Below are 21517 nucleotides of genomic sequence, written 5' to 3'. Positions count from 1 at the left end.
GGTCATGGTCGAGTCGATCGCGATCATGGAGTACCTGATGGCCCGCCATGGGCCGACGACGCTGGCGCCCGCGCCGCGCGATCCGACCTTCCCCGCCTACCAGCAGTTTCTGCACCTGGGCGAAGCCGGCCTCGCGACCCTGATGATGCCCGTCGTCGTCAGCCGCTTCGTCGCGCCGGAGGCCGAGCGGGAGAACTGGGGCGCGACGTGGTGCCTGAAATCGTTCCAGAAGCGGCTGAAGCTGGTCAGCCAACGACTGGCCAGCTCGCCCTACCTCGCGGGCGAGGCCTTCACGGCGGCCGATATCTCGGTGACCTACGCGCTCAACCTGGGCCAGCGGAACTGCGGCGTCATCCTTGGCGACGCTGAACAGGCCTACCTCGCCCGCACCACCGGCCGCGACGCCTATAAGCGGGCCATGGACCGTTCGCATGAGGGGGTGGGGGCCTAGACCAGTCTCCCCCGGCGACGCGATGGGTCAGGCGCCCAGGACGTAGGCGCCGAGGGGGGCGAAGGCGCCGTTGACGAGGCCGCGCGCCTCGACACGGATGCGGCGGTCGGCGGGGTCGGCGGGGAATTCGAGGGCGTGCCAGCGCGCGGGAGCGTGGCGGCCGCCGCCGGCGGCCGAGGCCGAGGGGACGCCCAGGACCGGGATCGGGCCGGAGGGGCCGGGGATGGCGCTGACCTCCGCCTCGTGGGCGTGGCCGTGCAGGATCAGGTCGACGCCGTGGCGGGCGAGGATGGCGCGGAGGTCGGCGGCGTCTTCCAGGGACTTGCGGCCGGAGACGACGCCCTGGCTGGGGGGGTGATGGATCGTGACGACGCGGCGGAGGTCGCGGCCGGCCAGGCTGTCCAGAATCTGGGTGAGGCGGGCGAGCTGATCGGCGCCCAGGCGGCCGGCGGCCAGCCAGGGGGCGGTGGGGATGGCCGAGCAGAGGTTGATCAGGGCGAGCGGGCCGCGTTCGCGCAGGGCGGGGAAGGCGATGTCGTCCGCGTCGCCCAGCCATTCGCGCCAGGGGGCGAAGCGGGCGGGGGCGTCGGCGCCCACCAGGGCGTCGTGATTGCCGGGGCTGAGGGTCAGGTCGCGGGGGTCGCCCAGGGTCTGGAGCCAGGCGCGGGCGGCGGCGTATTCGGCCGGGGTGGAGAAGTTGGTCAGGTCGCCGGTGATGGCCGTGTGGTCGCAGCCCTGGGCGCGGACATCGGCGATGAGGGCGGCGAGGACGTCGGGGCGGTGCTCGGGTCCCTTGCGGCGCCAGGCGATGGCGCTGAGCGCCCGTTTCGAGGCCAGATCGCGCCAGGTGAGCGCGCCCGGCGGCGGCGGCAGGTGGGGATCGGAGAGGTGGGCGAGACGATAGGGGGGCACGGGCAGCGAAGGTTTCTGGTCAGGGGACGGCGAAGCTGGCTATCAATCCCATACAGGCGCAGCCCGGTAGGCGGAATTGACGAATACAGCGGACACGGCCGGCGCGGCCGCCTCGACATCGATGACGATCGGAACCGGAAGCGTCCGGATCTGGGGCATGAGCTCGGCCGAACGGCTGGGGCGGATCTTCGCGCGGCTGGGGCTGGCGCCCGCGGGCGCGGGGGCGCAGGCGGTGGTGGCGGCCGACGCGCGCTGGGTGTTCGACGAGGCGCTGGTGCGCGCCCTGGCCTCGCGTCCGGGGGTGATCCTGGTCGTTGACGCGGGCGAACCGGCGGCGGTCCACGCCGTGGGCGCGGCGGTGGCCCGGCTGGCGGCGGGCGAGGACATCGCCACGGCGGCCGAAGGCTATCCGCGCCTGGGCGCCGGCGAGGTGGGCAGCGCCTATAACAGCGAGCTGCGCAAGCGCGAGCCGCCGATCCTGACCCGTCTGAGCGCCGACACTGTGCGCGCGGTGGAAAAGCGGCTGTTCCAGGGATCGTACAAGGGGGTCACCGACCTGGTGACCAAGCATGTCTGGCCCGCGCCGGCCCGAGTGGTGACGCGCTGGTGCGCGGTGGCGAAGATCACGCCCAACCAGGTGACCTTCGCGAGCTTCCTGCTGGTGCTGGCGGCGTTCTGGCTGTTCTGGACGCAGCAGTTCGGCCTGGGGCTGGTCGCGGCCTGGGCCATGACCTTCCTCGACACCGTGGACGGCAAGCTGGCGCGGGTGACCCTGACCTCGTCGAAGTGGGGCAACGTGTTCGACCACGGCATCGACCTGATCCACCCGCCGTTCTGGTGGTGGGCGTGGCTGGTGGGGGTGCAGGCGGGGGCCCATCCGCTCGGGCAGGCCGAGCTGATCCTGGCGGTGATCGTCGGCGGATACGTCGTGCAGCGGATGCTGGAGGGGGTGTTCCTGGCCCGCTTCAAGGTCGAGATGCATGCCTGGCGGCCGTTCGACAGCTTCTTCCGGCAAATCACCGCGCGGCGGAACCCGAACCTGCTGCTGCTGACGCCGCTGGCGCTCGTGGGCCGTCCCGACATCGGGCTTGTCCTGGTGGCGATCTGGACGGCGCTGAGCCTTCTCGTCCATCTGATCCAGGTGCTGCAGGCCCTGGCCGCCCCGCGCGGCCAGGTGACGTCGTGGCTGTCGCGTTGACCACGGTGGGGGTGGTCCGCAATCCGCGGAGCCACGCCAATCGGGGCCAGGCGGCCGGCGGACCCGTTCCGGCGGGCGTGCTCTGGGCCGAGCCGGACACGCCGCAGGACCTGGCGGAGGCGATCGCGCGCTTCGCGGACGCTGGGGTGGATCTGATCGTGGTCGACGGCGGCGACGGGACGGTGCGCGAGGTGCTGAGCGCCTTGCCCGACGTCTATGGCGAGGCGCCGCCGGTGCTGGCGGTGCTGGCCTCGGGCAAGACCAATGTGCTGGCCCTGGACTTAGGCGCGCGACCGGGCTGGGACCTGGCCGCCGTGCTGCGCCAGGCGCAGGCGCCGACCTACAAGCTGCGCGCGCCGATGGTGGTGACCTGGGCCGGGGGCGAGCACGCGCCCGTGCGCGGCCTGATCGTGGGCTTCGGCGCCTTCGCCCGCGCCACCCAGATGGCGCACGCGGTGCACCGGATGGGCGCCTATCACAACCTGTCGGTGGCCCTGACCCTGGCGGGCGCGGTGGTGCGCACCCTGTTCGGCCGCGACGAGAGCCGCTGGCGTCGCGGGGTGGAGGCGCAGGTGGGGATCGACGGCGGGGCGCCGGAGACCCACGCGCGGTTCGTGCTGATCGCCACCACCCTGAAGCGCCTGCCGTTTGGGCTGAAGCCGTTCGGTGTTCCCCGCGAGGGCATGAAGGTGCTGGATGTGGCCGCCCCGCCGCGCAAGCTGGCCGCCGTGCTGCCGGTGGTGCTGCGCGGAGGCGACGACGGCTGGCTGGCGGCGCGGGGTTATGCGCGGCGGCTGGCGGAACGGCTGGCGTTCCAGGTCGACGAAGCCATCGTGATCGACGGCGAGGCCTTTCCGGGCGGTGAGATCGAGGTGCGCCTGGGCGCGCCGATGCGGTTCCTGGCGCCGTGAACGGGGACCTTGAGGCCCTGGTCGCCGCTGAACTGGACGGTGCGGTCCCGGCCTTCGCCCGGGCCATGGGCGAGTATCTGGCGGCGCGGTTCGAAGGTGCGGCGGCGGTGCTGTTCTATGGCTCGGTGCTGCGCACCGGCGACGCCGACGGAGTGATGGACTTCTATGTCCTGACCCAAGCGTCGCGGCCGGGGTTCGCGGGGCTGATGGGCCGGCTGCTGTGGCCCGATGTCAGCTATCACGAGCTGGAGACCGGCGGGGTCACGGTGCGGGCCAAGGTGGCGTCGATGGCGCTGGGCCAGTTCCTGCGGGCGGTGGAGGGGCGCGGGGCCGACACCACGATCTGGACGCGGTTCGTGCAGCCGGCGGCGCTGGTGTGGGCGCAGACGCCGGGGGTGCGCGAGGCGGTGCGGGGCGCGGTGGCGCGGGCGGCGATCACCGGGGCGCGGTTCGCCGCGGCCATCGGTCCCCTGCAGGGCCGGCCCGACGCCTATTGGCGCGCCTTGTTTCGCCAGACCTACGCCGCCGAGTTCCGGGTGGAGGCGGCGGGACGCGAGAGCCAGATCCTGGGGGTCGATCCCGGGCGCTATGACCGGCTGCTGACGGCGGCCTGGGCGGCGGACGGGCTGGCGGTCGAGACCCTGGCCGAGGGGGTTGTGGCGCCGGGGATGGATGCGGCGGCGCGAGCCGAGGTGCTGGCCGCCTGGCGGCTGCGGCGGGCGCTGGGCAAGCCGCTGAACCTGGCGCGGCTGGTCAAGGCGGCCTTCACCTTCGACGGGGCGGCGCGCTACGCGGCCTGGAAGATCGAGCGCCATACCGGCGTGGCGGTGGCGCTGACGCCCTGGCGGGAGCGCCACCCGATCCTGGCCTCGCCCGGCGTGCTGTGGCGGCTGTGGCGGCGGCGGGGTCGGACCTAGCCCTGGGCGCGGCGGGGTTCGGCGCCTAGGAGGCCCAGTTGCCCGGCGACCCTGCCCATGACGGCCAGGACCTGGTCGATCTGTTCCGGCGTGTGGGCGGCGCTGATGCTGCTGCGCAGGAGGGGGCGGTTGTCGGGGGTGGCCGGGGGCAGGGCGAGGTTCAGATAGACCCCGTTCTGGAGCAGGCCGTTCCACATGGCGATGGCGGCCTCCTGATCGGGCATGGTCACCGCGACGATGGGGCTGCAGGTGGGGCCGGTGGCGAGGCCGAGCTTGGTGAGGCCGTCGTACAGGCGGCGCGCGTTGGCGTGCAGGCGCTGGCGCAGTTCCGGCTGTTCCTGCATGCGGCGCAGCGCCGTCACCGTGGAGGCGATCACCGCCGGCGGCAGGGAGGCGGTGAACATGTACGGACGGCAGACAATGCGCAGGACGTCGAAATCGTCCATGTCGGCGACGCAGAAACCGCCGACCGAGCCCAGGCTCTTGGAGAAGGTGCCGACCACCACGTCGACATCGGCCTCGACCCCGACCTCCTCGGCCAGGCCGCGGCCGGTGGCGCCCAGGACGCCCATGGAGTGGGCCTCGTCGACCACAAGATAGGCGCCCATCTCACGCTTGATCGCGGCGATCTCGCGCAGGGGGGCGACGTCGCCCAGCATGGAATAGATGCCCTCGACGACGATCAGCTTCTCGCCGGGGACGTCCTTCAGGCGCTTGAGGCGCTTGTAGAGGTCCTCGGGATCGTTGTGGCGGAAGCGGGTGACCTCGGCGTGGCCCAGGCGCGCGCCGTCATAGATGCTGGCGTGGCTGTCAGCGTCGAGAATCAGGTGGTCGCCGCGGCCGACCAGGCTGGAGAGCAGGCCGAGATTGGCCTGGTAGCCGGTGGTGAAGACCATGGCGTGCTTGCGGCCGTAGTAGGCCTTCAGCGCCGTCTCGAGCTCGAGGTGGCCCTCATAGCTGCCGTTGGCGATCCGCGAGCCGGTGGTGCCGGTACCGCGCTCACGCACCGCGCGCACCGAATCCTCGACGCATTCGGGGTCGAAGGTCAGGCCCAGATAGTTGTTGGTGCCGAGCAGGATGGTCCGGCGCCCCTCGACCACGCCTTCGGTGGGGGAGATCACCTCGTCGAAGCGGATGCCGAACGGGTCGGCCGACGCCTGGCGCAGGGCCTCGTAACGGTCGCGCGACGGCGCGTGTCTATCGAGCAAGGCCATGCTCAAGCTTTCTTTCGAATGTTATCGATCAGCGACGCGAGGTCGCCCACGGTCTGAACTTCGCTCAGCCGGTCGATAGGAATGGAGATGTCGAACCGATCCTCGAGCTCCATGACGATGTTCATGAGCGCTAGGGAATCGACGGCTAGGTCCTTTGAAATGTCCGAGGCGGCCGTGACGTGGACGCTGCGTTCCAGCACCACCTCGGCGGCGCGCGCGACTTCGAGCACGGTAAGATCTGTCACAAGTTGCATCTAAGGTCGACGAGCCCCCTCGAACGATCGTCAGTCAGCGTCGCACATTCAGGCCCGCTCGCCGAGTGGCTTAACCGCATCTTTCGCATGCTTGTCCAGCTTGGCGAAGACGACGCCGCTCGTTTTGTACCCTTGGACGCTATTTAGGAAGCCCTGGGGCAGATCGAAGAGGGGCGGCGGCAGATCGCACATCTGTTCGTACGAGGCCACCGACCAGTCCAGATGCAGAATTTCCCGCGCCTTGCCCGGTGTGAGCATGGCCGGGCGCGCGGAGAAGCCTCCCAAAGCGGCGATTGCGTGCAGGGCAAGGGCCGGCACGCGGACGAATCGGGGCGTGGCGTCGAAGGTGGCCGCCGCCGTCGCCATGATCTCGCGCCAGCCGTAGCCGTCGGGGCGGGCGTCGGAGAGGGCGAGGGTGAAGCCCATCGGCTGCTCAGCGAGGGCGGCGATCTGCCGCGCGGCGTCGGCCACGTGCATCATGGCCAGCCGCGCCCGGGGATCGAGCAGCGGCAGGACCGGGCTGGAGGCCGCCAGCTTGAACAGGGGAAGGGTCTCGGGATCGTCAGGCCCGTAGAGGGCGGGCGGGCGCACCACGCCCAATCGTTCGCCCAAGATGGCGCGGGCGGCGTCTTCCCCGGCCCGCTTACTGGCGGCGTAGTCGGAAAGCTGGGGCTCGCGGGCGGCCAGGCTGGAGATCAGCAGCATGGCGGCGGGCGTGTGGCGGGCCATCCGCGCGGCGCCGGCTTCATTGACCGCGAAGAAAGCCTGGCGATCGGAGGCCTTGATCAGGCCGGCGCCGTGGACGACGAGGTCGGCGCCCTGTCCCAGGCGGACGAGGGCGGTCTCGTCGCGCAGGTCGCCTGGGACAACCTCCACCTCGATGTCGCGCCACAGAGGGTGGATGACGTCGCGGCGGGCCAGGACCCGCACCCGCCAGCCGTTGGCGGCCAGTTCGCGCACGATCCAACGGCCGAGGAATCCCGTGCCGCCGGTGACGGCCGCCAGGCGCTGGGCCACGGTCAGGCGGGCTCGGTGGCCGACAGACCGGCCAGGTAACCCGCCTTGGCGCGGGAGCGGCTGAGCTTGCCCGACGAGGTCTGGGGCAGGGCGTGGCCGCCCACCAGCTCGACCTGGGCCTCGACGCCGTGGCGGACGCGCAGCAGGTCGGCGATGTCGCGGGCCAGGGTCTCGCGGACCTCAGGGTCGCTGCTGCGGCACTGGGCCAGGACGATCACGGCCTCCTCCCCGTCGACGGGGATGGAGAAGGCGGCGACGTCGCCGCTGCGCAGGCCCGCGATCTCGGCCTCGGCGGTCCATTCCAGGTCCTGCGGCCAGATGTTGCGGCCGTTGAGGATGATCAGATCCTTGATGCGCCCGGTGAGCACGATCTCGCCCTGGCTGAGATAGCCGAGGTCGCCAGTGTCGAGCCAGCCGTCGGGCGACAGCACCGCGCCGGTGGCGTCGGCCTGACGGTAGTAGCCCTCCATCAGGCTGGGGCCGCGGGCGTAGACGCGGCCGACGGCGCGCTCGGGCAGGACCTGGCCTGCGTCGTCGCGGATCTGAAGTTCGTGGCCGGGGAGGGCCGGGCCGCAGCGGGCGAATTCGCGGACGCGGCCGGACTCGGCCGAGGCGACAGCCACGCCGTCGCGTTCCAGCCGGTTCACATCCAGACCCTCAGCGACCAGGCCGGCGCCCAGCGGGGCCATGGTCAGCGCCAGAGTGGCCTCGGCCATGCCGTAGCTGGCGACGTAGGCGGCAGGCTTGAAGCCGACGGCGGCGAAGCGCTCGGCGAATTGGCGGAGCGGCTTGGTGCGGATCATGTCGCCGCCAAGGCCCGCCACGCGCCAGGCCGAGAGGTCCAGATCCTCCAGGCGGGCGTTCTCGGCGCGGCGCGCGCAGAGCTCGTAGCCGAAGGTGGGACTGTAGGAGATGGTCGCGCCGTTCTGGGTCATCAGATCCAGCCACTTCAGCGGCCGGCGGACGAAGGCGCCGGTGGGCAGCAGGTCGACCGACATCTGGGCGGTGAGCGGGCTCAGCAAGAAGCCGACCAGGCCCATGTCGTGATAGAGCGGCAGCCAGGAACAGGCGCGGTCCGGGCCGGTGATCTTCAGCCCGTCACGGGTGATCGCCACGGCGTTGGCCATGAGCGCGCGGTGGGTGACCAGGACCCCGGCGGGGAAGCGGGTGCTGCCCGAGGAGAACTGCAGATAGCAGGGGCTTTGTGGGCCGACGGCGGGCAGGTCGTGTGCGGCGGCGTCCGGCAGGGCCGCGAGCGGTCCGGCGAAGGTCAGGCCCTGATCCTGGGCGATGTCGGAGATCCAGCCGTCCATGGCGGCGGGACCCAGCAGGGCGGCGGCGTCGGCCGTGCCCAGCATGCGGCGGATCTGCTCGACATAGGCGCCGCGACCGCCCAGGGGCGTGGGCAGGGGCAGGGGCGCCGGGATCAAGCCCGCGTACTGGCAGGCGAAGAAGGCGATGACGAAGTCGGCGTCGGTCTCGGCGATCAGCGCCACCCGGTCGCCTGGGGCGAGGCCCGCGGCCAGCAGGCGCGCGGCGTTCTCGCGGGCGGCGTCGCGCAACTCGGCGTAGGGCAGGGCGCGGACCAATTCGCCGCGCAGGCCGTAGAGGTTGACGCCCGTCTCACCGCCCGCCGCGAAGTCCAGGGCTTCGAGGAGCGTGCTGAAGTCGGCCAGTCTGAGGGCGCGTCCCGGCGCGGTCGGGGTGATCATGGGTCAGGCTTGGCTCGGTTCGCGCGGATTGGGCAAGGATTTAGTGCGCAAGTCGCTCATGACGCACCAGTTTTCGCAGGCTCCACAGCATTCCCAAGGCCAAGGCGAGCGAAGCGCCTACCAGGGCTGCGCCCGCGCCAGGCAGGCCGTGGGCCGCGACAATTGGCGGCAGGACGATGAGGAAGGCCACGGCCACCACCAGCCGCACGCGCAGGACCAGGCCCGGCCGGCCCATGGAGACCAGCATGGGCTCCAGCGGCAGGGCCCAGACCCCGATCACGGCGGCGGCCACCTGCCAGATCATGGTCGGTGCGGCCGGGGCGAAGTCGGCGCCCATGACCAGGGTCAGGAGGGGCGCGCCGGCGAAGATCGCCACCATGAGCAGCAGGGTGGCCGCCCCGCCGCCGATCAGGCCGACGCGCAGGGCAAGGCTGCGCATCATCGCGTGACCGCCCGCGGCCCGCAGCTTGGCCAGCTCGGGATAGAGGGCCGGGATCAGCAGGCGTGCGGGCTTGGCCAGCGCGTCGGCGATCTGGCGGGCGATGCGCCACAGGCCGGCCTCCGCGGGGCCGAGCAGGGCGCCGACGATCAGGGTCGCCACATGGGTGAAGGCCGAGTCCAGGCTGCTGGCGGCGTTGGTGGCCCAGGCGAAGCGCCAGGCGCCGGGGAGAGCCGGGCGCGGGCCGGCGGGCCGCCCCAGGCCTGAAAGCAGGCCGTGGCGGCGCATCTCGATGGCCGCGGCCACGGAGACATAGAGCAGGCCCGCCAGGGTCCCGGCGCCCCAGGCGACCAGGAAGAAGGCCAACGGCGCGTCGATGACGATGCCGACCAGGCCAGCCGCCAGGCGCACCGCCGAGCTGACCGCCGCCTGGGCCGAGAGCACGCCGAAACGGTCAAACAGCCGCAGCAGGCCGACCGGGGTGGTGGGCACCATGAAGGCGACGGTCAGCGCGTAGAGCGCTGCGATCCCGGCGACCTCGCGCGGCAGGCCGACATGAGGTCCCAGCCAGTAGGCGCCGGAGACGCCGAGCACGAGGCCCGCCGCGGCGCCGATCAGGTCCAGGACGAGGCCAAAGCGCACCACATGCTGGAAATCCGCCTTGCGCCCCTCCGCCAGCGGCGCGGCGCCGAACTGGAGGATGGTCTGCCAAGCCTGGAAACGGACGATGTCGCCGACGAACTGGGCGAAGGTGTTGATCAGTACCAGGACGCCGAACGGCGCGAGGCCGAGCGTGCGTGCGGCGAGCGCCATATAGGCCAGGCTGAGCACCGCGTTGACGGCGCGGCCGCCCAGCAGCAGGCCGGCGTTGGCCATGACCCGGCCGAGCAGTCCGCGCTGGGCCGGGGCGTCGTTCATGCGGTCTCCAGGCGCGCGGCGATGGCGTCGGCCGCGCGGCGGGACGAGGAGACGGCTTGCAGGTCGAAGCTCTCGGCGAACCCCGCCCGTTGCTCGGCGAGGTAGGCCGCGTGGGTCGCGAAGGCGCCGGCGACCGCGTCGGCCAGGCCGTCGATCCGGTCGATCACCGGGCCGTAGCGCCAGTGGCGGTAGCTCTCGTCGCCAGCCCAGGCCACGCCGTGAGTGTTCAGGAAGGCGGCGGGGCGAGGGGTGCGCAGGAACTCGTAGATCTGGCTGCTGACGTCGCCCAGATAGAGGTCGGAGACGCGGGTCCAGGTCATGTCGATGGCGCTGGCGCCGCCCCGGTCGATGTGGATGCGCGGATGGTCTCGGAAGGGCTCGACGGCCGCCAGGTCGGCGGTGCTCGCCGGATCGAACAGGCGGACATGGGGGGCGAAGATCACGTTGTAGCGGCCGTCCCGCGCGAGACTGTCCAGCACCTGCGGCCCCCAACGCGGCCAGGACGACAGGCGCGGGTCGAAGTGGGGATTGTAGAGCACGATGGGCCGGTCGTCGGCGAAGGGGCGGACGGGCGTGGGCGCCAGGGCCTCGACGATGTCGAACTTGGGATAGCCGACCATGGCGCAGTTCTCGGGCGCCACCAGGCCGCTCTCGACCATGCGGTCGCGCTGCTTCGGCCCGGCGGCCATGACCAGATCGAACAGTCGCAGGCGGGGCTCGAAGGGGCCGCCGCGGTCGCCGGCGCCGTGCTGGGTGTAGATCAGGCGAGGCCGGCGCACGCCCATGCGGCGGATCAGGGCCGTGGTTCGCTCGGGCGTCACCACGGCGTCGAAGCCCGCGAAGGTGGCGAGGTTGGCCAGCAGCATGAGCGCCTTGGGCGGGGTCGAGGCGTCGCCCCAGCGGACCGCCCGCAGCCACCTTGGACCGAGCAGACGGAGATGGACCGGCGCGCCGCCCAGGCGATCTAGGGCCTGTTCGATGTAGTCGAGGTGATCCTGGGACGTGGCGGCCAGATGGACCTCAAACCCCGGCCAGTTCCGCGCCAGCTCGACCGCGATGGGCAGGCTGTGCAGGATCTGGTGGGTCTGCGCGATATAGAGGAAGCAGATCCGGCGAGGGCGGGCGGGCGAGGTCATGTGATTTGCGCATTGGCCCAGTCGGCGCGCCGCCGCAACGTCTGTTTCAGTTCTTCGGATTGAACCGGCCGCGCACGCCGCCCTTGAGAATGACGCGGTCGCCATCCTCGTCGGCGCTGTAGGTCCCCGACTGGAGCACGCCGGAGCTGTTCTCGACCTGCAGTCCGCGCTGGCCGCTGACCGTGCCCGAGCGGGTGTCGATGCGCGCCTGCTGGGCGGTGAAGCGCGAGCCCGAGGCGTTGGCCATCTTCACCTGGCCGGTCAGGACCAGGGCGTGGGCGGCCTCGTCGAAGACGCCGGAGGTCGCGGTCATGGTGCTGACCCCGCCGGTGGCGGTCTTCAGGGTGAGCACGGGATCGGTGATCAGGATCTCGCCCAGGGTCTTGTCGGGACGGCGGCCCTCCGCGCCCGTGATGACGAAGCTCTTGCCGTCGGACCCGCGTCCGGCGAAGCGGGGTTTGAGCATGGTGTCGACGTCTGCCTGGGGCGTCGGCTTCGAGGCCGCGGCCATCCCGCCGAAGCCCACCTGAGCGGCGCAGACCAGGGCCACGACCAGGGCCAGGGCGGGCAGGGACAGGCGCAGGGCCCTGACGCGCACGAGGTGGCCCGCGCGGCGCCGGGCCTCGATGGCCGGGTCGTCGGATCGCAGCGGCATGCGGTGGGGATTCTCCTGTCGACAATCGATCGACGGTCTAGCTTACTTCGGCGCGCGCACTATCTCATGGATGTGGTGAAGCACGAAGGCGCCTTGGAGCCGCCAGAGGGAACCCTAATGGGGAATTCGATGTTGAATTTTGTCCTGGCCCCCATCGGACTCCTGCTGATCGCCGCCGGAGGGGCGGGCCTGTTCATGGCGTTGCGGCGGCGGAAGACGCCGCAAGATCGACTGGACGACGGGGCCAGTTGATCCAGTCGTTCCACGCGGGACTCCCGGAACTCGCGGCTGTCGGCTCGGCGAACTGTTCGGCCTCTGGAGCGCCTTTGGAATTGCTGGGGCCATCGGGCTGCCAGATTGTCGTCGCCAAAGCCGCGGGCAGAGCGAGCGGCCTCGCCTACGCCCTAAATCGATGCGTGACGAACATGGCGATGCGTCACCCCTTGGTCGTGGCTGAAACGCTCCAGAGTTCTGGTGCGCCTGGGACGGGGACACCCTGAGTTGGGGCGGGCTTAGGGCGGCCCACGAGACGAGCCACCCGGACCAGGAAGGTCTGATCCTGAAACGGCTTGGCGAGATAGTCTCGCGCGCCAAGGCTGATCGCGCGTTTGACGTCGTCCGGCTGGTTACGGGCCGTCAGCACCATCGTGGGCAGATACTTCAGGCTTCCTTGGTCGCGGAGGCGCTCCAGGACACCGAAACCGTCCAACTCCGGCATGTTGATGTCCAAAACTATCGCGGCCAAGCGCACATGGGGAAGGCGCTCCAGGGCGTCGCGCCCGTTCCTGGCGTAGCAGGAGTGGTAGCCCGCCAGCTCAAGGCGGGTCGTAAGGAGTTCAACCATCATCGGGTCGTCGTCGACCACCAAGACGCTCGGTCGCATCGAGCTAAAGGACATGGGCGATCGGCTCGATGGAGGTTTGCAACCACGACGTCGCGCCCTTCAGGGCTTCAACCAGCTCCCTCGCGACGATCGGCTTGCGAACCAGGCCATCGAAGCCATGGTCTGGCCCAAGCCTCGTCAAATCGTCGTCGGCGGTGAATGCGAGGATGGAGATGTCCTGGTTGGGCCCATCGGTCGCGCGAATGCGCGCCAGGGTCTCGGGCCCGCTCATGCCCGGCATGCGGACGTCCAGCAGGATGAGGTCAACGGGGTGGATCGACGCGGCTTCGATGGCGCTCGGCCCATCGGACGCTTCGAAGACCTCGACGCCGAATGAGGTCAGCAGTGCGTTCGCCAGTTCGCGGTTGATCGAATTGTCATCGACCACAAGGACGCGAAGTCCTTCCAGGGCGGTCGTCGCTTGCGTTTCCTCCGCGCCCGGCATGGTGATCGCAACCGCAGGCGCGGTGATCGTGAAGCGGAACGCCGAGCCCCGACCGGGTTCGCTGTCGACGCCGATCTCGCCACCCATCGCCTCGACGAGCCCTTTGCAGATGGCCAGTCCGAGGCCGGTCCCGCCATGCTGGCGCGTCGATGAGGCATCCACTTGCGAGAACCGCTTGAACAGGCGCTCGCGCTGCTCGGCGCTCAGCCCCGCGCCCGTGTCCTCCACGGCGACCACGAGCTTCTCGGAGGCCGCGTCGTAGGTCGAAACGAGGCGAACGCCGCCGACGCTGGTGAACTTGACCGCGTTGCCGATCAAGTTGAGCAGAACCTGCCGAATCCGGTCGGGATCCATCTGCACCGCCTCCGGCAGCCCATCGGCGGAGAAGCTCAGGCTCAGGCCCTTGGCGTCGGCGAGGGGAGAGAACATCAGGAGCGCATCTTGCAGGACGCCGCGAGGTGACACCGGGCGCGGCTTGATCTCGGTCTGACCTGCCTCAAGCTTGGAGAAATCGAGCACATCGTTGACGATGGAAAGCAAGGCGTCGCTGGCCGAGGCGATCCGCCCAAGCTGGGTCCCGGCCTCCGGAGCCAGGTCCTCACGGGCGGTGAGGAGCCGGGTGAATCCAAGGATCGCCGTGAGAGGCGTGCGTATCTCGTGGCTCATATTGGCCATGAAGTCCGACTTGACCTTGGCCGCGGCCTCCGCCGCATCACGGGCCGCAAGCAGCTCAATTTCGATCTGCCGTTGAGCGCTGACGTCGCGGATCACATCCAGGATTTCCGCGGGTTTCCCCTCGGCGTCGCGCACGAGGGTGGGATTGCATTCGAGCCAGATCCAGACCCCGTCCCTGCGTCTGAAACGATACGAAAGCCGTTCATGCAGGATTTCGCCGGAAATGATCTTCCTCACGTGATCGAGACTGGGTTCCAGATCGTCGGGATGAATGCAGTGAAGGAACGCAGGCTTGTGCTCTCGCAACTCATCGGCCGTGTAGCCCGTGACCGATGTGATCGAGGGCGAGGCGTAGAGGAGGCGGCCCGACAGGCTGCTCCGTGAGATGATATCGGTCGCATACTCGGCGATTACGCTGTGGCGACGCTCGCTGCCCTCCAGGGCGAGCTCCGTCGCCTTGCGCTCGGTGACGTCGCGCACAGTGTCCTGGAACTCGATCAAGCGGCCCGTCTCGGCGTCATAGATCGCCCGCGCGTGAGCCTCGAGCCAGACCATGGCGCCGTCCTTGCGGAAGGCGCGGTAGCCGTATTGCAGTGGTGGGGCGCCGTCGCCGGCGGCGAGATAGGCGGTGAAGGTCCTGCGCACTTCGCGCACGTCGTCCGGGTGCATGAACTCAGTCGCCGCGCGGCCCAGCAGGTCCTCTGGCGCGTAGCCCAGCACCCTCTCGATGGCGGGAGACAGGAAGGTGAACTTCGTGTCAGCGCCATAGCAGGCGATGATGTCGGTGGCCCGGGTCGCCATCAGCCGGTAGCGCGCCTCGCTGGCCGCCAGACGTGCCTCCATGTCCATCCGGCCGGTGATGTCGCGCATCACGCTTACAACTTCGACGATACGGCCGTCTTCGTCCCGGACAATGGTTGGGTTGGTCTCCATCCACGTCCAGGCGCCGTCCTTGCTGCGGATGCGGTAGCGATAGTCGGCGTTCTCGGGATCGGGCAGTCCGGCCATCCGGGCCGCGGTCACTTCCTGCATTCGCGGAAGGTCGTCCGGGTGCACCAGTTCCCCTGGCCGCAGGCCAACCAGTTCCTCCGGCTCATAGCCGAAGCGACGACAGTTCGGGGTCACCCAAAGAATGCCACGGCCCGGCTCAACGCGGAAAATCAGGTCCGCGGCGTGTTCGGTCAGAAATTGAAGGCGGGCCTCGTTCTGGCGCAGCCGCTGGTCCGCCAACTTCAGGTCAGTGACGTCAACAAAGGTTCCGAACAGCGACGTGACCGAGCCGTCTTCGTTCCTGGCCACGGCGCCGCGAGCCGCCACCAGGCGCTCACTTCCGTCTGGTCGAAGGATGCGCGCTTGCAGGGCGTAGGGCTCGCCGGTCGTGACGGCGCGCTCGACCAGCGCGGAGAGTTTCGCTGCGTCGTCTGGCGAATAGAGCGACAGGACGCCGGCAAGGCCCGGAGGCGGATCGGCAGGGTCGCAGCCGTGAATTTCGTACAGCGCGCGCGACCAGGTGGTGACGTCGGAGGCGGCGTCCCAGGACCAGTGGCCCACACCCGCCATCTCTTCGGCCTGGCTCAGGAGCTGCCGCTGATCACGCCCGTCGCGCTCCAGCTGCTGAAAGGCGGAGATGTCCCGCCGCATCACGAGGGCCTGTGTGACCGACGCCGCCATGGCCTGAAGCTGCGCGCGGGCTTCGTTGCTGAAGTTCGACCTTGGCGTGAAGTCGATCACACACAGGGTGCCGAGGCGATGGCCGTCCGGAAGGATCAGGGGCGCGCCAGCATAGAAGCGGATAGCCGGGGCGCCGGTGACCAAGGGATTGTCGCAAAACCTCGGATCGCGGCTGGCGTCCAGCACGACCAGGGTCTCGTCCTGTCGGATAGCATGGTCGCAGAACGCGACGTCGCGGCCGGTCTCGGAAACATCCAGGCCGATGCACGACTTGAACCACTGGCGATCGGTGTCGACCAGGGACACCAGGGCGACCGGGACCTCGAACGTCATCGCCGCCAGTTGAGTGAGGCTGTCGAAAATGGCTTCGGGCGGGGTGTCGAGAACCTTCAGGTCCCGCAGCGCAGCGATCCGGCCCTGTTCTTTGATCGTGTCCACCAAGGGCTCCGAATCTTGCCTCGCCGCAATGTGCCGGAGCGGCATTTCGGTAGGGTTAAGGCGGCAAGGGCCGTAGACGCCCGCTTCCCGTTTGGCTCGCCAAGGTCCGGAATTGGCGCGGAAGCCGACGTCCGCCACGGGCCCGAAACTGGTCCTTGCCCCTCGCGGGCCAGGGTCTAATCTCAGCCTCCGGCAAGCGGATGAATGCGATGAGCGACGCGGTTGGTCCTGGCGATCTGGTTCTTTGCGTCAACGCGGCGCCCAATCATGCGACGGGGCGGCCGGTGCCTCTGCAGGCCGGAGAGACCTATCGGGTGCTCGGGGTGATGGATTTCGACTGCCCTTGCGGGCGGTCCGACGCCTTGCTGGATGTGGGCATCGACTTCGCGTGGTGCCAGTCGCGGTTTCGGCTGCTGCCGAAGCCCAAGGCCCAGGCCAAGACGCGTCGCGTTTCGGCGCCCCGGGAAAAGGAAACCGTCTAGCTGACCGGCAGGCGGGCGGGGCGGGGTTGCTTGGACCTGCGCGGCAGGCGGATGCGGATCAGCCAGAAGATCATCAGCACCAGGGGCGCGAAGGCCAGGGCTGTGGGCAGCGGGGTCTCGCCGATGAGCTGGGGCAGGACATCGCGCTGGCCGTAGAAGAACGAGCCGCTGGCGATGAAGAAGCCGAGGCTGATGCGCCAGACGTGGCGGGCCAGGCGCGGGGTCCCGGTGAGGCCGCCGCGGGCGATCATGCGCAGGTCGCAGGTCGCGGCGAGGGCGGCGACCCCGGCGAAGACATAGACCGCGGCGAAGCCTCCGAAGGCCTCCGTCCCGAAGCTGGTCGCCGCCAGGGTGAGGCCGGTGAGCGCGATGCCCGTGGGCAGGAGGGCGGCGGCCTTCTCATAAAGCCCCACCTCGCCCGGACGTCGGCGGACGGTCATCCAGGCCGAGGCGACAAGGTAGGCGGTGAAGAAGCCCGCGACGGTGTTGGTCCACTGGGCCTTCTGCATGAAGGGCGCGGCGGCTCCGCCGAGCCCAGCCATGACCAGCATGGCGGCGAAGAAGACATTGCCCGCCGCGCGGTGCAGGCGCCCGCCCTTGCGCGTGGCCATGGCCACGGCGCCGGAGACCAAGCCCACCGTCCCGCCGGCGATGTGCAGGAGGAGGATCGCGCCGGCCGCGGCGTGGATGAAGGCCGGGGCGTCCGGGCTGACATGCATGGCCATGGCGGGTCAGAGGACCTTGGCGATGATCGGGGAGAACATGCCGAACCAAGTCCCGACGATTCCCAGGCCCATGAGCGCCGTGGTGATCACGAGGCCGGCCGCCATGGCGATCCGGCCGCTTGGGCCGCCCTTGGCCTTGGCGAGGAAGTAGAGCTCCAGGATGGCGAGAGGCACGAGGTAGCAGCCGAAGTTCCAGACGTCGAAGGCGGTCCCCATGCTGGGGGCGGCCTCGCCGAACGTGGGGCGCAGGATGCCGTAGGCGACGATGCCCAGGCGCAGGAACCAGACGGCGTTGGCCACCACGAAGGTGCGCATGGCCCAGCGGCGGTGGTTGACGAAGTCGCGCGCCACGGCCGTGCGCCAGGCCAATCCGGCGAAGACCAGGATCAGGACGGCGTCGAGGGAGATGGCTATGGCGCTGGCCACGCTGGCGGCCGTCGGCCGGCCCCAGGTCATGTAGAGACCCACCACGCTGGCCAGGATGGCGGTGGTGAGGAAGGCGCGGCCGATGAAGCGATGGACCGCCGGCGCCCTGGCGCGGATCTGGGGCACGAGCTGCAGGGTGCCGCCGAAGGTCACCACGGCGGCCATCATTACGTGGGCGGCGAAGGCGAGGTTGCCCGCCGTGTCGCCGGGGACGTAGCCCTTCAGGAGGTTCTTGTTCTCGTTCCAGGCGGCGAAGTTGCCGGTGAGCGTCGTGGGGACGTAGACGGCCACGATGTAGACGACGAACAGGGCCTGGCCGATGACGGCGACGGCGAACCAGAGCTTGGCGGCGGCGTCCAGGGCTCCAGGCGCGAAGGGTCGGCCCCTGGATGGGGAGAGGGTGGTGGCGGTCATGGAGGGTTCTCCTCAGGTGGAGGTCAGATTGGGGGTGGCGGTCAGATGGGGTCGCGAGACCGGCGCAGGCGGATGGCGGCGAACAGAAGCAGGGCGGCGATGGCGACGCCGATCCACAGGTCGGCGATGACCGGCAGGCGGCCGGGATCGAATGCGCTCAGGCTGTCGACGGGGACCTTGCCCTCGCCCTTGGCGCTGAAGGCCTCGCTCAACCCGCCGGTCAGGCGCCGGGCGATCTGCTTGCCGATGTTGGAGGTCCCGAAGGCCATGCGCTCGACGATGGCCAGCGCCATCGGCGGGCCAAGGGCCCAGAGAATGGCCATCCGCCGCGCCCAGGCCGAGACCAGGATCAGCCAGGCGAAGACCGGCGAGAACCATAGCGCCAGGAACGGCAGGCCGATCGCCAGCACCAGCCACATGAAGGCGAGCGGCAGACGGCTCCACAGCTCCCAGGGCGCGATGCCGTTCAGCAGCACGACGATGGTGCTCCAGGCCAGCATGATCAGGTTGGAAGCTAAGATCACCGTGAAGCCGACCAGGGGCAGGACGATCATCGGCACGGCGGCCTTGGACAGCACCGTGACGCGGTCGGAGACCGGCAGCGACTTCCAGAACAGGATGCTGCGGTCGCGGCGTTCGTTCTGCAGGGCGCCCAGGCAATAGAAGACCGCGACCACGAGCGACGTGGCCAGCACCACGAAGGCCGTGGCCGCGTAGGGCATCATCAGTGAGCTGTCCTTACCGCTGGCGATGGCGGCGCGCAGGTTGTGCGGCAGGCGGAAGGTGCTGATCAGGAAACCGAACATGACCACCGCGGCGATGGCCGCGGGCGCGATGTAGATGGAACGGTTCTCCCACAGCTCGCGGCGCACCGACCAGTAGAACGGGCGGACCTTGCGCGGAGCGGCGGGGGCGGTCTGGTCGCTCATGCCGCCTGCTCCTGGCTGTCGCCAGTTCTTGGGTCGGTTCGGGGGCCGAGCACCGCGACGAAGAGGTCGGCGAGGCTTGGGGTGCGGACTTCGCCGAGCGGTGAGAGCTGTTCGCGGGTGGCGCCGTCGAAGATCAGGATGCCGCGGCCGAACAGTTGGCGTTCATGGATCGGGCCGAACGCCCGGGCGGCGGCGAGGTGGTCGGGGCCGACCAGGACCTCAAGATAGCGGGCCTCGAAGTCCTCCATGCTGCAGCTCAGGGCCACCCGGCCGCGGTCCAGGAAGACGACATCGGTGAGGATGTGCTGGATCTCCTCCACCTGGTGGGTGGAGATGACGATCGTTCGGGCGCCGTCGAAATAGTCGTTGAGCAGGGAGTCGTAGAACGCCTTGCGGTACAGGAGGTCGAGGCCCAGCGTCGGTTCGTCCAGGACGAGCAGCCTGGCGTCGACGGCCATCACCAGGGCCAGGTGAAGCTGGGCTGTCATGCCCTTGGAAAGCTCCCGCACCCGGCTGGCGGACTTGATGGTGGTCCGGGCTAGGAAACCCTCGGCCTTGGCGCGGTCGAAGCGGGGATGGACGCCGGCCATGTAGTCCAGGGCCTGGGACACCCGCATCCAGCGGGGCAGGACGGCGACGTCGGCGATGAAGCAGATGTCGTTCATCAGGGCGCCGCGCTGCGTCCACGGATCGCGGCCCAGCACCTTGAGGTCGCCGGTATAGGTGGTGAGGCCGAGGATCGCCTGGAGGGCGGTGCTCTTGCCCGCGCCATTGGGGCCGATGAGGCCCAGGATGCGGCCCTCCTCGACGCGCAGGTCGACGCCGTCGAGGGCGAGGGTCTTTCCGTAGGCCTTGCGCAGGCCGCGGGCGTCTATGCAGGCCATCGGATCAATCCTTCCCGCGCGTCTTGGGCTGGCCCAGCAACTCGCCTGCCAAGCCTAGCCGCTGAATGGTCGCGTGGATCTCCGGCCACTGATCGGCGAGGAACTTCTGCCGTTCGGCCTGGAGCAGCAGGTCCCGGGCGCCCGCCTTGACGAACATCCCCACGCCGCGCCGCTTCTCCACCAGGTCCTCGTCCACGAGCTGCTGGTAGGCCTTGAGCACGGTCAGCGGATTGACCCGCGACTCGGTCGCGACGTTGCGAACGGACGGCAGCGGGTCGCCCTCGGCCAGCAGACGGTCGAGGACCATGGCGACCACGCGGTCGCGGATCTGGCGGTAGATCGGCTGACTGTCGTTCCACTCGGGGTCCATCGTCCGTTCCGAATAGCCCCGTCGACTCGCAAGACAGGGCTCCGCTCCGACTGAGCTGGTGTTGTATGTGACTATAACACCGGGAAGAATGCAAGCCCTAGCTTTAGGGGGCGTTCAGCCGCCCACGCCCATCCCAGCGGCGGTCAATTCTGCTGACTTGGTCGAACCGTCCTGATCAGCGCGCCGCCCGACCAGATCTCGATGGCGGCGCACCGCTGGAGGAATTGGACGGCGGCGAGGATGGCGGCGACGTCGTGTTCGCAGGCGTAGGTGTCATGCGTCACGAGCTGGCCGGCGGCGTCGAGGCATTTGAAGTCGTAGTCTCGCATGCGCTGCTCCGCCGGTCGGCGCGGCCTTGCCCGGCTCGACGAAAACCCGCGCCTCCCGCGAGGGTTCCGAGTTCCGGCTTGCCGCGAGGCGCCGCGCCATTTTCCCCTGGACTGACGCCGGGTAGGGGATGAACCCTCCCTGTCCACGGACAGCGCGACGACAGCGCCGCCGACAGGGAGACGGACCATGCGGGCGTTCGATCTGGTGATCGTGGGCGGTGGAATCGGCGGGTCGGCCTTGGCCTTGACCCTGGCGCGCGCCGGGCGCTCGGTGCTGCTGCTGGAGCAATCGGAGGTCTACGAGGACAAGGTGCGCGGCGAGTGGATCGCGCCGTGGGGCGTGGACGAGGTCAAGCGCCTGGGGCTGTACGATCTGCTGGTCGAGGCCGGCGGTCACCACATCACCCACCACATCACCTATGACGAGACCCGCGCGCCGGCGGACGCCGAGGCCGAGGGTCTGCCGCTGTCGATCTTCCGCGAAGGCGTGCCCGGTCCGCTGTGCATCGGCCATCCGCACCACTGCCAGACCCTGTTCGACGCGGCCGGAGCAGCAGGCGCCGAGACCCTGCGCGGCGTGCGGGTGATCGAGGTGGTCGCCGGTGAGGCGCCCCGGGTGACCTTCGAGCGCGACAGCGCGACGGAGACGGTGTCGGCGCGGCTGGTGGTCGGCGCCGACGGGCGGACGTCGCAGGTGCGCGAGGCGGCCGGGATCGTCCTGCACCAGGACAGGCCGCATCACTGGTTCGCCGGCCTGCTGATCGAGGGCGCCGAGGGCTGGCGGCCCGAGCTCCAGGCCATCGGAACCGAGGGCGAGTTCGGCTTCCTGGCCTTCCCTCAGGGCGGCGGCAAGGTGCGGATCTACGGCGGCTATCCGCTGGACCAGGCGCAGCGGTTCAAGGGGCCGGACGGGCCGCGACGCTTCCTGGACACCTTCGCCATGGCCTGCAGCCCGGAGAACCGGCACCTGGTGGCCGGACGCCCGGCGGGACCGCTCTATTCGTACTTCAACGCCGATAGCTGGACCGACAAGCCATTTTCGGAAGGTGTGGTCCTGATCGGTGATGCCGGTCTGACGCCAACTGTGCTCCGCGAAATCGACATTGCCCTGA

General features: G+C 69.9%; 23 protein-coding genes. 7 read left to right on the top strand and 16 right to left on the bottom strand.

Features of this window, described 5'->3' with window-relative positions; translation table 11 throughout:
- The coding region (locus RMO04_RS05930) for a glutathione S-transferase family protein (protein ID WP_309643867.1) at positions 1-451 on the top strand (451 nt) is incomplete at its 5' end.
- A 27-nt stretch (positions 452-478) separates the two neighbouring features.
- Here the strand turns inward: RMO04_RS05930 and RMO04_RS05925 are convergent.
- Positions 479-1363, bottom strand: a complete 885-nt coding sequence (locus tag RMO04_RS05925; RefSeq protein WP_309643866.1) for a metallophosphoesterase — start codon at positions 1361-1363, stop codon at positions 479-481.
- Positions 1364-1520: 157 nt separating this feature from the next.
- Between RMO04_RS05925 and RMO04_RS05920 the strand changes: the two genes are divergently transcribed.
- Genes RMO04_RS05920 through RMO04_RS05910 form a run of 3 tightly spaced genes read left to right on the top strand, consistent with a single transcriptional unit; the run spans position 1521 to position 4389 of the window.
- Positions 1521-2561: a CDP-alcohol phosphatidyltransferase family protein gene (locus RMO04_RS05920; protein WP_309643865.1), complete on the top strand. Its 1041-nt coding sequence runs from the start codon at positions 1521-1523 to the stop codon at positions 2559-2561.
- Entirely contained in the window at positions 2546-3472 is a 927-nt protein-coding gene (locus RMO04_RS05915) for a diacylglycerol kinase family protein (protein WP_309643864.1), read from the top strand. Before RMO04_RS05920 ends, RMO04_RS05915 begins: the two co-directional genes overlap by 16 nt.
- Positions 3469-4389: a hypothetical protein gene (locus tag RMO04_RS05910; RefSeq protein WP_405041464.1), complete on the top strand. Its 921-nt coding sequence runs from the start codon at positions 3469-3471 to the stop codon at positions 4387-4389. Before RMO04_RS05915 ends, RMO04_RS05910 begins: the two co-directional genes overlap by 4 nt.
- Here RMO04_RS05910 and spt read toward each other — a convergent pair.
- The 7 genes from spt to lptC are packed head-to-tail and all read right to left on the bottom strand — an operon-like array spanning position 4386 to position 11734.
- On the bottom strand, positions 4386-5603 hold the full coding sequence (gene spt, locus RMO04_RS05905) for a serine palmitoyltransferase (RefSeq protein ID WP_309643863.1): 1218 nt from the start codon (positions 5601-5603) through the stop codon (positions 4386-4388). The genes RMO04_RS05910 and spt overlap by 4 nt on opposite strands.
- Positions 5604-5605: 2 nt before the next feature.
- The gene (locus RMO04_RS05900; protein ID WP_309643862.1) at positions 5606-5857 is read right to left on the bottom strand and encodes an acyl carrier protein; all 252 of its coding nucleotides are present in this window, start codon (positions 5855-5857) and stop codon (positions 5606-5608) included.
- Positions 5858-5905: 48 nt separating this feature from the next.
- Positions 5906-6874 carry an SDR family NAD(P)-dependent oxidoreductase gene (locus tag RMO04_RS05895; protein WP_309643861.1) on the bottom strand — a complete coding sequence of 323 codons (969 nt, stop codon included), beginning with the start codon at positions 6872-6874 and terminating at the stop codon, positions 5906-5908.
- Positions 6875-6876: 2 nt separating this feature from the next.
- On the bottom strand, positions 6877-8586 hold the full coding sequence (locus tag RMO04_RS05890) for a fatty acyl-AMP ligase (RefSeq protein WP_309643860.1): 1710 nt from the start codon (positions 8584-8586) through the stop codon (positions 6877-6879).
- Between the two features lie 40 nt (positions 8587-8626).
- Positions 8627-9943: a lipopolysaccharide biosynthesis protein gene (locus tag RMO04_RS05885; RefSeq protein WP_309643859.1), complete on the bottom strand. Its 1317-nt coding sequence runs from the start codon at positions 9941-9943 to the stop codon at positions 8627-8629.
- Positions 9940-11079, bottom strand: a complete 1140-nt coding sequence (locus tag RMO04_RS05880) for a glycerophosphotransferase (RefSeq protein WP_309643858.1) — start codon at positions 11077-11079, stop codon at positions 9940-9942. The genes RMO04_RS05885 and RMO04_RS05880 overlap by 4 nt, the downstream gene beginning before the upstream one ends.
- A gap of 46 nt (positions 11080-11125) precedes the next feature.
- On the bottom strand, positions 11126-11734 hold the full coding sequence (gene lptC / locus RMO04_RS05875) for an LPS export ABC transporter periplasmic protein LptC (RefSeq protein ID WP_309643857.1): 609 nt from the start codon (positions 11732-11734) through the stop codon (positions 11126-11128).
- A gap of 129 nt (positions 11735-11863) precedes the next feature.
- On the opposite strand from lptC, the gene RMO04_RS05870 reads away from it, so the two are divergent.
- Positions 11864-11986 (top strand): hypothetical protein, encoded by a 123-nt coding sequence (locus RMO04_RS05870; RefSeq protein ID WP_309643856.1) that lies wholly within the window; start codon positions 11864-11866, stop codon positions 11984-11986.
- Positions 11987-12170: 184 nt separating this feature from the next.
- Here RMO04_RS05870 and RMO04_RS05865 read toward each other — a convergent pair whose 3' ends face one another.
- Together RMO04_RS05865 and RMO04_RS05860 are read right to left on the bottom strand one after the other, a co-directional pair.
- On the bottom strand, positions 12171-12599 hold the full coding sequence (locus RMO04_RS05865) for a response regulator (RefSeq protein ID WP_309643855.1): 429 nt from the start codon (positions 12597-12599) through the stop codon (positions 12171-12173).
- Between the two features lie 22 nt (positions 12600-12621).
- The gene (locus tag RMO04_RS05860) at positions 12622-15846 is read right to left on the bottom strand and encodes a PAS domain S-box protein (protein ID WP_309643854.1); all 3225 of its coding nucleotides are present in this window, start codon (positions 15844-15846) and stop codon (positions 12622-12624) included.
- A 209-nt stretch (positions 15847-16055) separates the two neighbouring features.
- On the opposite strand from RMO04_RS05860, the gene RMO04_RS05855 reads away from it, so the two are divergent.
- Positions 16056-16328: a hypothetical protein gene (locus tag RMO04_RS05855; RefSeq protein WP_309643853.1), complete on the top strand. Its 273-nt coding sequence runs from the start codon at positions 16056-16058 to the stop codon at positions 16326-16328.
- Here the strand turns inward: RMO04_RS05855 and RMO04_RS05850 are convergent.
- The 6 genes from RMO04_RS05850 to RMO04_RS05825 form a co-directional block, all read right to left on the bottom strand.
- Positions 16325-17053: a hypothetical protein gene (locus tag RMO04_RS05850; RefSeq protein WP_309643852.1), complete on the bottom strand. Its 729-nt coding sequence runs from the start codon at positions 17051-17053 to the stop codon at positions 16325-16327. The genes RMO04_RS05855 and RMO04_RS05850 overlap by 4 nt on opposite strands.
- A 6-nt stretch (positions 17054-17059) precedes the next feature.
- Complete coding sequence (locus RMO04_RS05845) at positions 17060-17893, bottom strand: DUF2306 domain-containing protein (protein ID WP_309643851.1); 834 nt, start codon at positions 17891-17893, stop codon at positions 17060-17062.
- Positions 17894-17934: 41 nt separating this feature from the next.
- Entirely contained in the window at positions 17935-18822 is an 888-nt protein-coding gene (locus tag RMO04_RS05840; RefSeq protein ID WP_309643850.1) for an ABC-2 transporter permease, read from the bottom strand.
- On the bottom strand, positions 18819-19706 hold the full coding sequence (locus RMO04_RS05835) for an ABC transporter ATP-binding protein (protein ID WP_309643849.1): 888 nt from the start codon (positions 19704-19706) through the stop codon (positions 18819-18821). Before RMO04_RS05835 ends, RMO04_RS05840 begins: the two co-directional genes overlap by 4 nt.
- A 4-nt stretch (positions 19707-19710) precedes the next feature.
- Positions 19711-20076 (bottom strand): GntR family transcriptional regulator, encoded by a 366-nt coding sequence (locus RMO04_RS05830; protein WP_309643848.1) that lies wholly within the window; start codon positions 20074-20076, stop codon positions 19711-19713.
- Between the two features lie 143 nt (positions 20077-20219).
- Positions 20220-20405, bottom strand: a complete 186-nt coding sequence (locus tag RMO04_RS05825; protein WP_309643847.1) for a hypothetical protein — start codon at positions 20403-20405, stop codon at positions 20220-20222.
- Positions 20406-20592: 187 nt separating this feature from the next.
- Between RMO04_RS05825 and RMO04_RS05820 the strand changes: the two genes are divergently transcribed.
- Positions 20593-21517: FAD-dependent monooxygenase (locus RMO04_RS05820; protein ID WP_309643846.1), on the top strand; the 925-nt coding region annotated here is incomplete at its 3' end.

The organism is Phenylobacterium sp., assembly GCF_031412415.1.
In the GTDB taxonomy this organism is placed as follows: Bacteria; Pseudomonadota; Alphaproteobacteria; order Caulobacterales; family Caulobacteraceae; genus Phenylobacterium.
This window is presented reverse-complemented; position numbering and strand designations above follow the sequence as displayed.

Coding starts and splice junctions, on each gene's coding strand:
- RMO04_RS05920 (WP_309643865.1), top strand. CDS start 1,521: ATGAGCTCGGCCGAACGGCTGGGGCGGATCTTCGCGCGGCTGGGGCTG.
- spt (WP_309643863.1), bottom strand. CDS start 5,603: ATGGCCTTGCTCGATAGACACGCGCCGTCGCGCGACCGTTACGAGGCC.
- RMO04_RS05900 (WP_309643862.1), bottom strand. CDS start 5,857: ATGCAACTTGTGACAGATCTTACCGTGCTCGAAGTCGCGCGCGCCGCC.
- RMO04_RS05890 (WP_309643860.1), bottom strand. CDS start 8,586: ATGATCACCCCGACCGCGCCGGGACGCGCCCTCAGACTGGCCGACTTC.
- RMO04_RS05885 (WP_309643859.1), bottom strand. CDS start 9,943: ATGAACGACGCCCCGGCCCAGCGCGGACTGCTCGGCCGGGTCATGGCC.
- RMO04_RS05880 (WP_309643858.1), bottom strand. CDS start 11,079: ATGACCTCGCCCGCCCGCCCTCGCCGGATCTGCTTCCTCTATATCGCG.
- lptC (WP_309643857.1), bottom strand. CDS start 11,734: ATGCCGCTGCGATCCGACGACCCGGCCATCGAGGCCCGGCGCCGCGCG.
- RMO04_RS05870 (WP_309643856.1), top strand. CDS start 11,864: ATGTTGAATTTTGTCCTGGCCCCCATCGGACTCCTGCTGATCGCCGCC.
- RMO04_RS05855 (WP_309643853.1), top strand. CDS start 16,056: ATGAGCGACGCGGTTGGTCCTGGCGATCTGGTTCTTTGCGTCAACGCG.
- RMO04_RS05850 (WP_309643852.1), bottom strand. CDS start 17,053: ATGGCCATGCATGTCAGCCCGGACGCCCCGGCCTTCATCCACGCCGCG.
- RMO04_RS05845 (WP_309643851.1), bottom strand. CDS start 17,893: ATGACCGCCACCACCCTCTCCCCATCCAGGGGCCGACCCTTCGCGCCT.
- RMO04_RS05840 (WP_309643850.1), bottom strand. CDS start 18,822: ATGAGCGACCAGACCGCCCCCGCCGCTCCGCGCAAGGTCCGCCCGTTC.
- RMO04_RS05835 (WP_309643849.1), bottom strand. CDS start 19,706: ATGGCCTGCATAGACGCCCGCGGCCTGCGCAAGGCCTACGGAAAGACC.
- RMO04_RS05830 (WP_309643848.1), bottom strand. CDS start 20,076: ATGGACCCCGAGTGGAACGACAGTCAGCCGATCTACCGCCAGATCCGC.
- RMO04_RS05825 (WP_309643847.1), bottom strand. CDS start 20,405: ATGCGAGACTACGACTTCAAATGCCTCGACGCCGCCGGCCAGCTCGTG.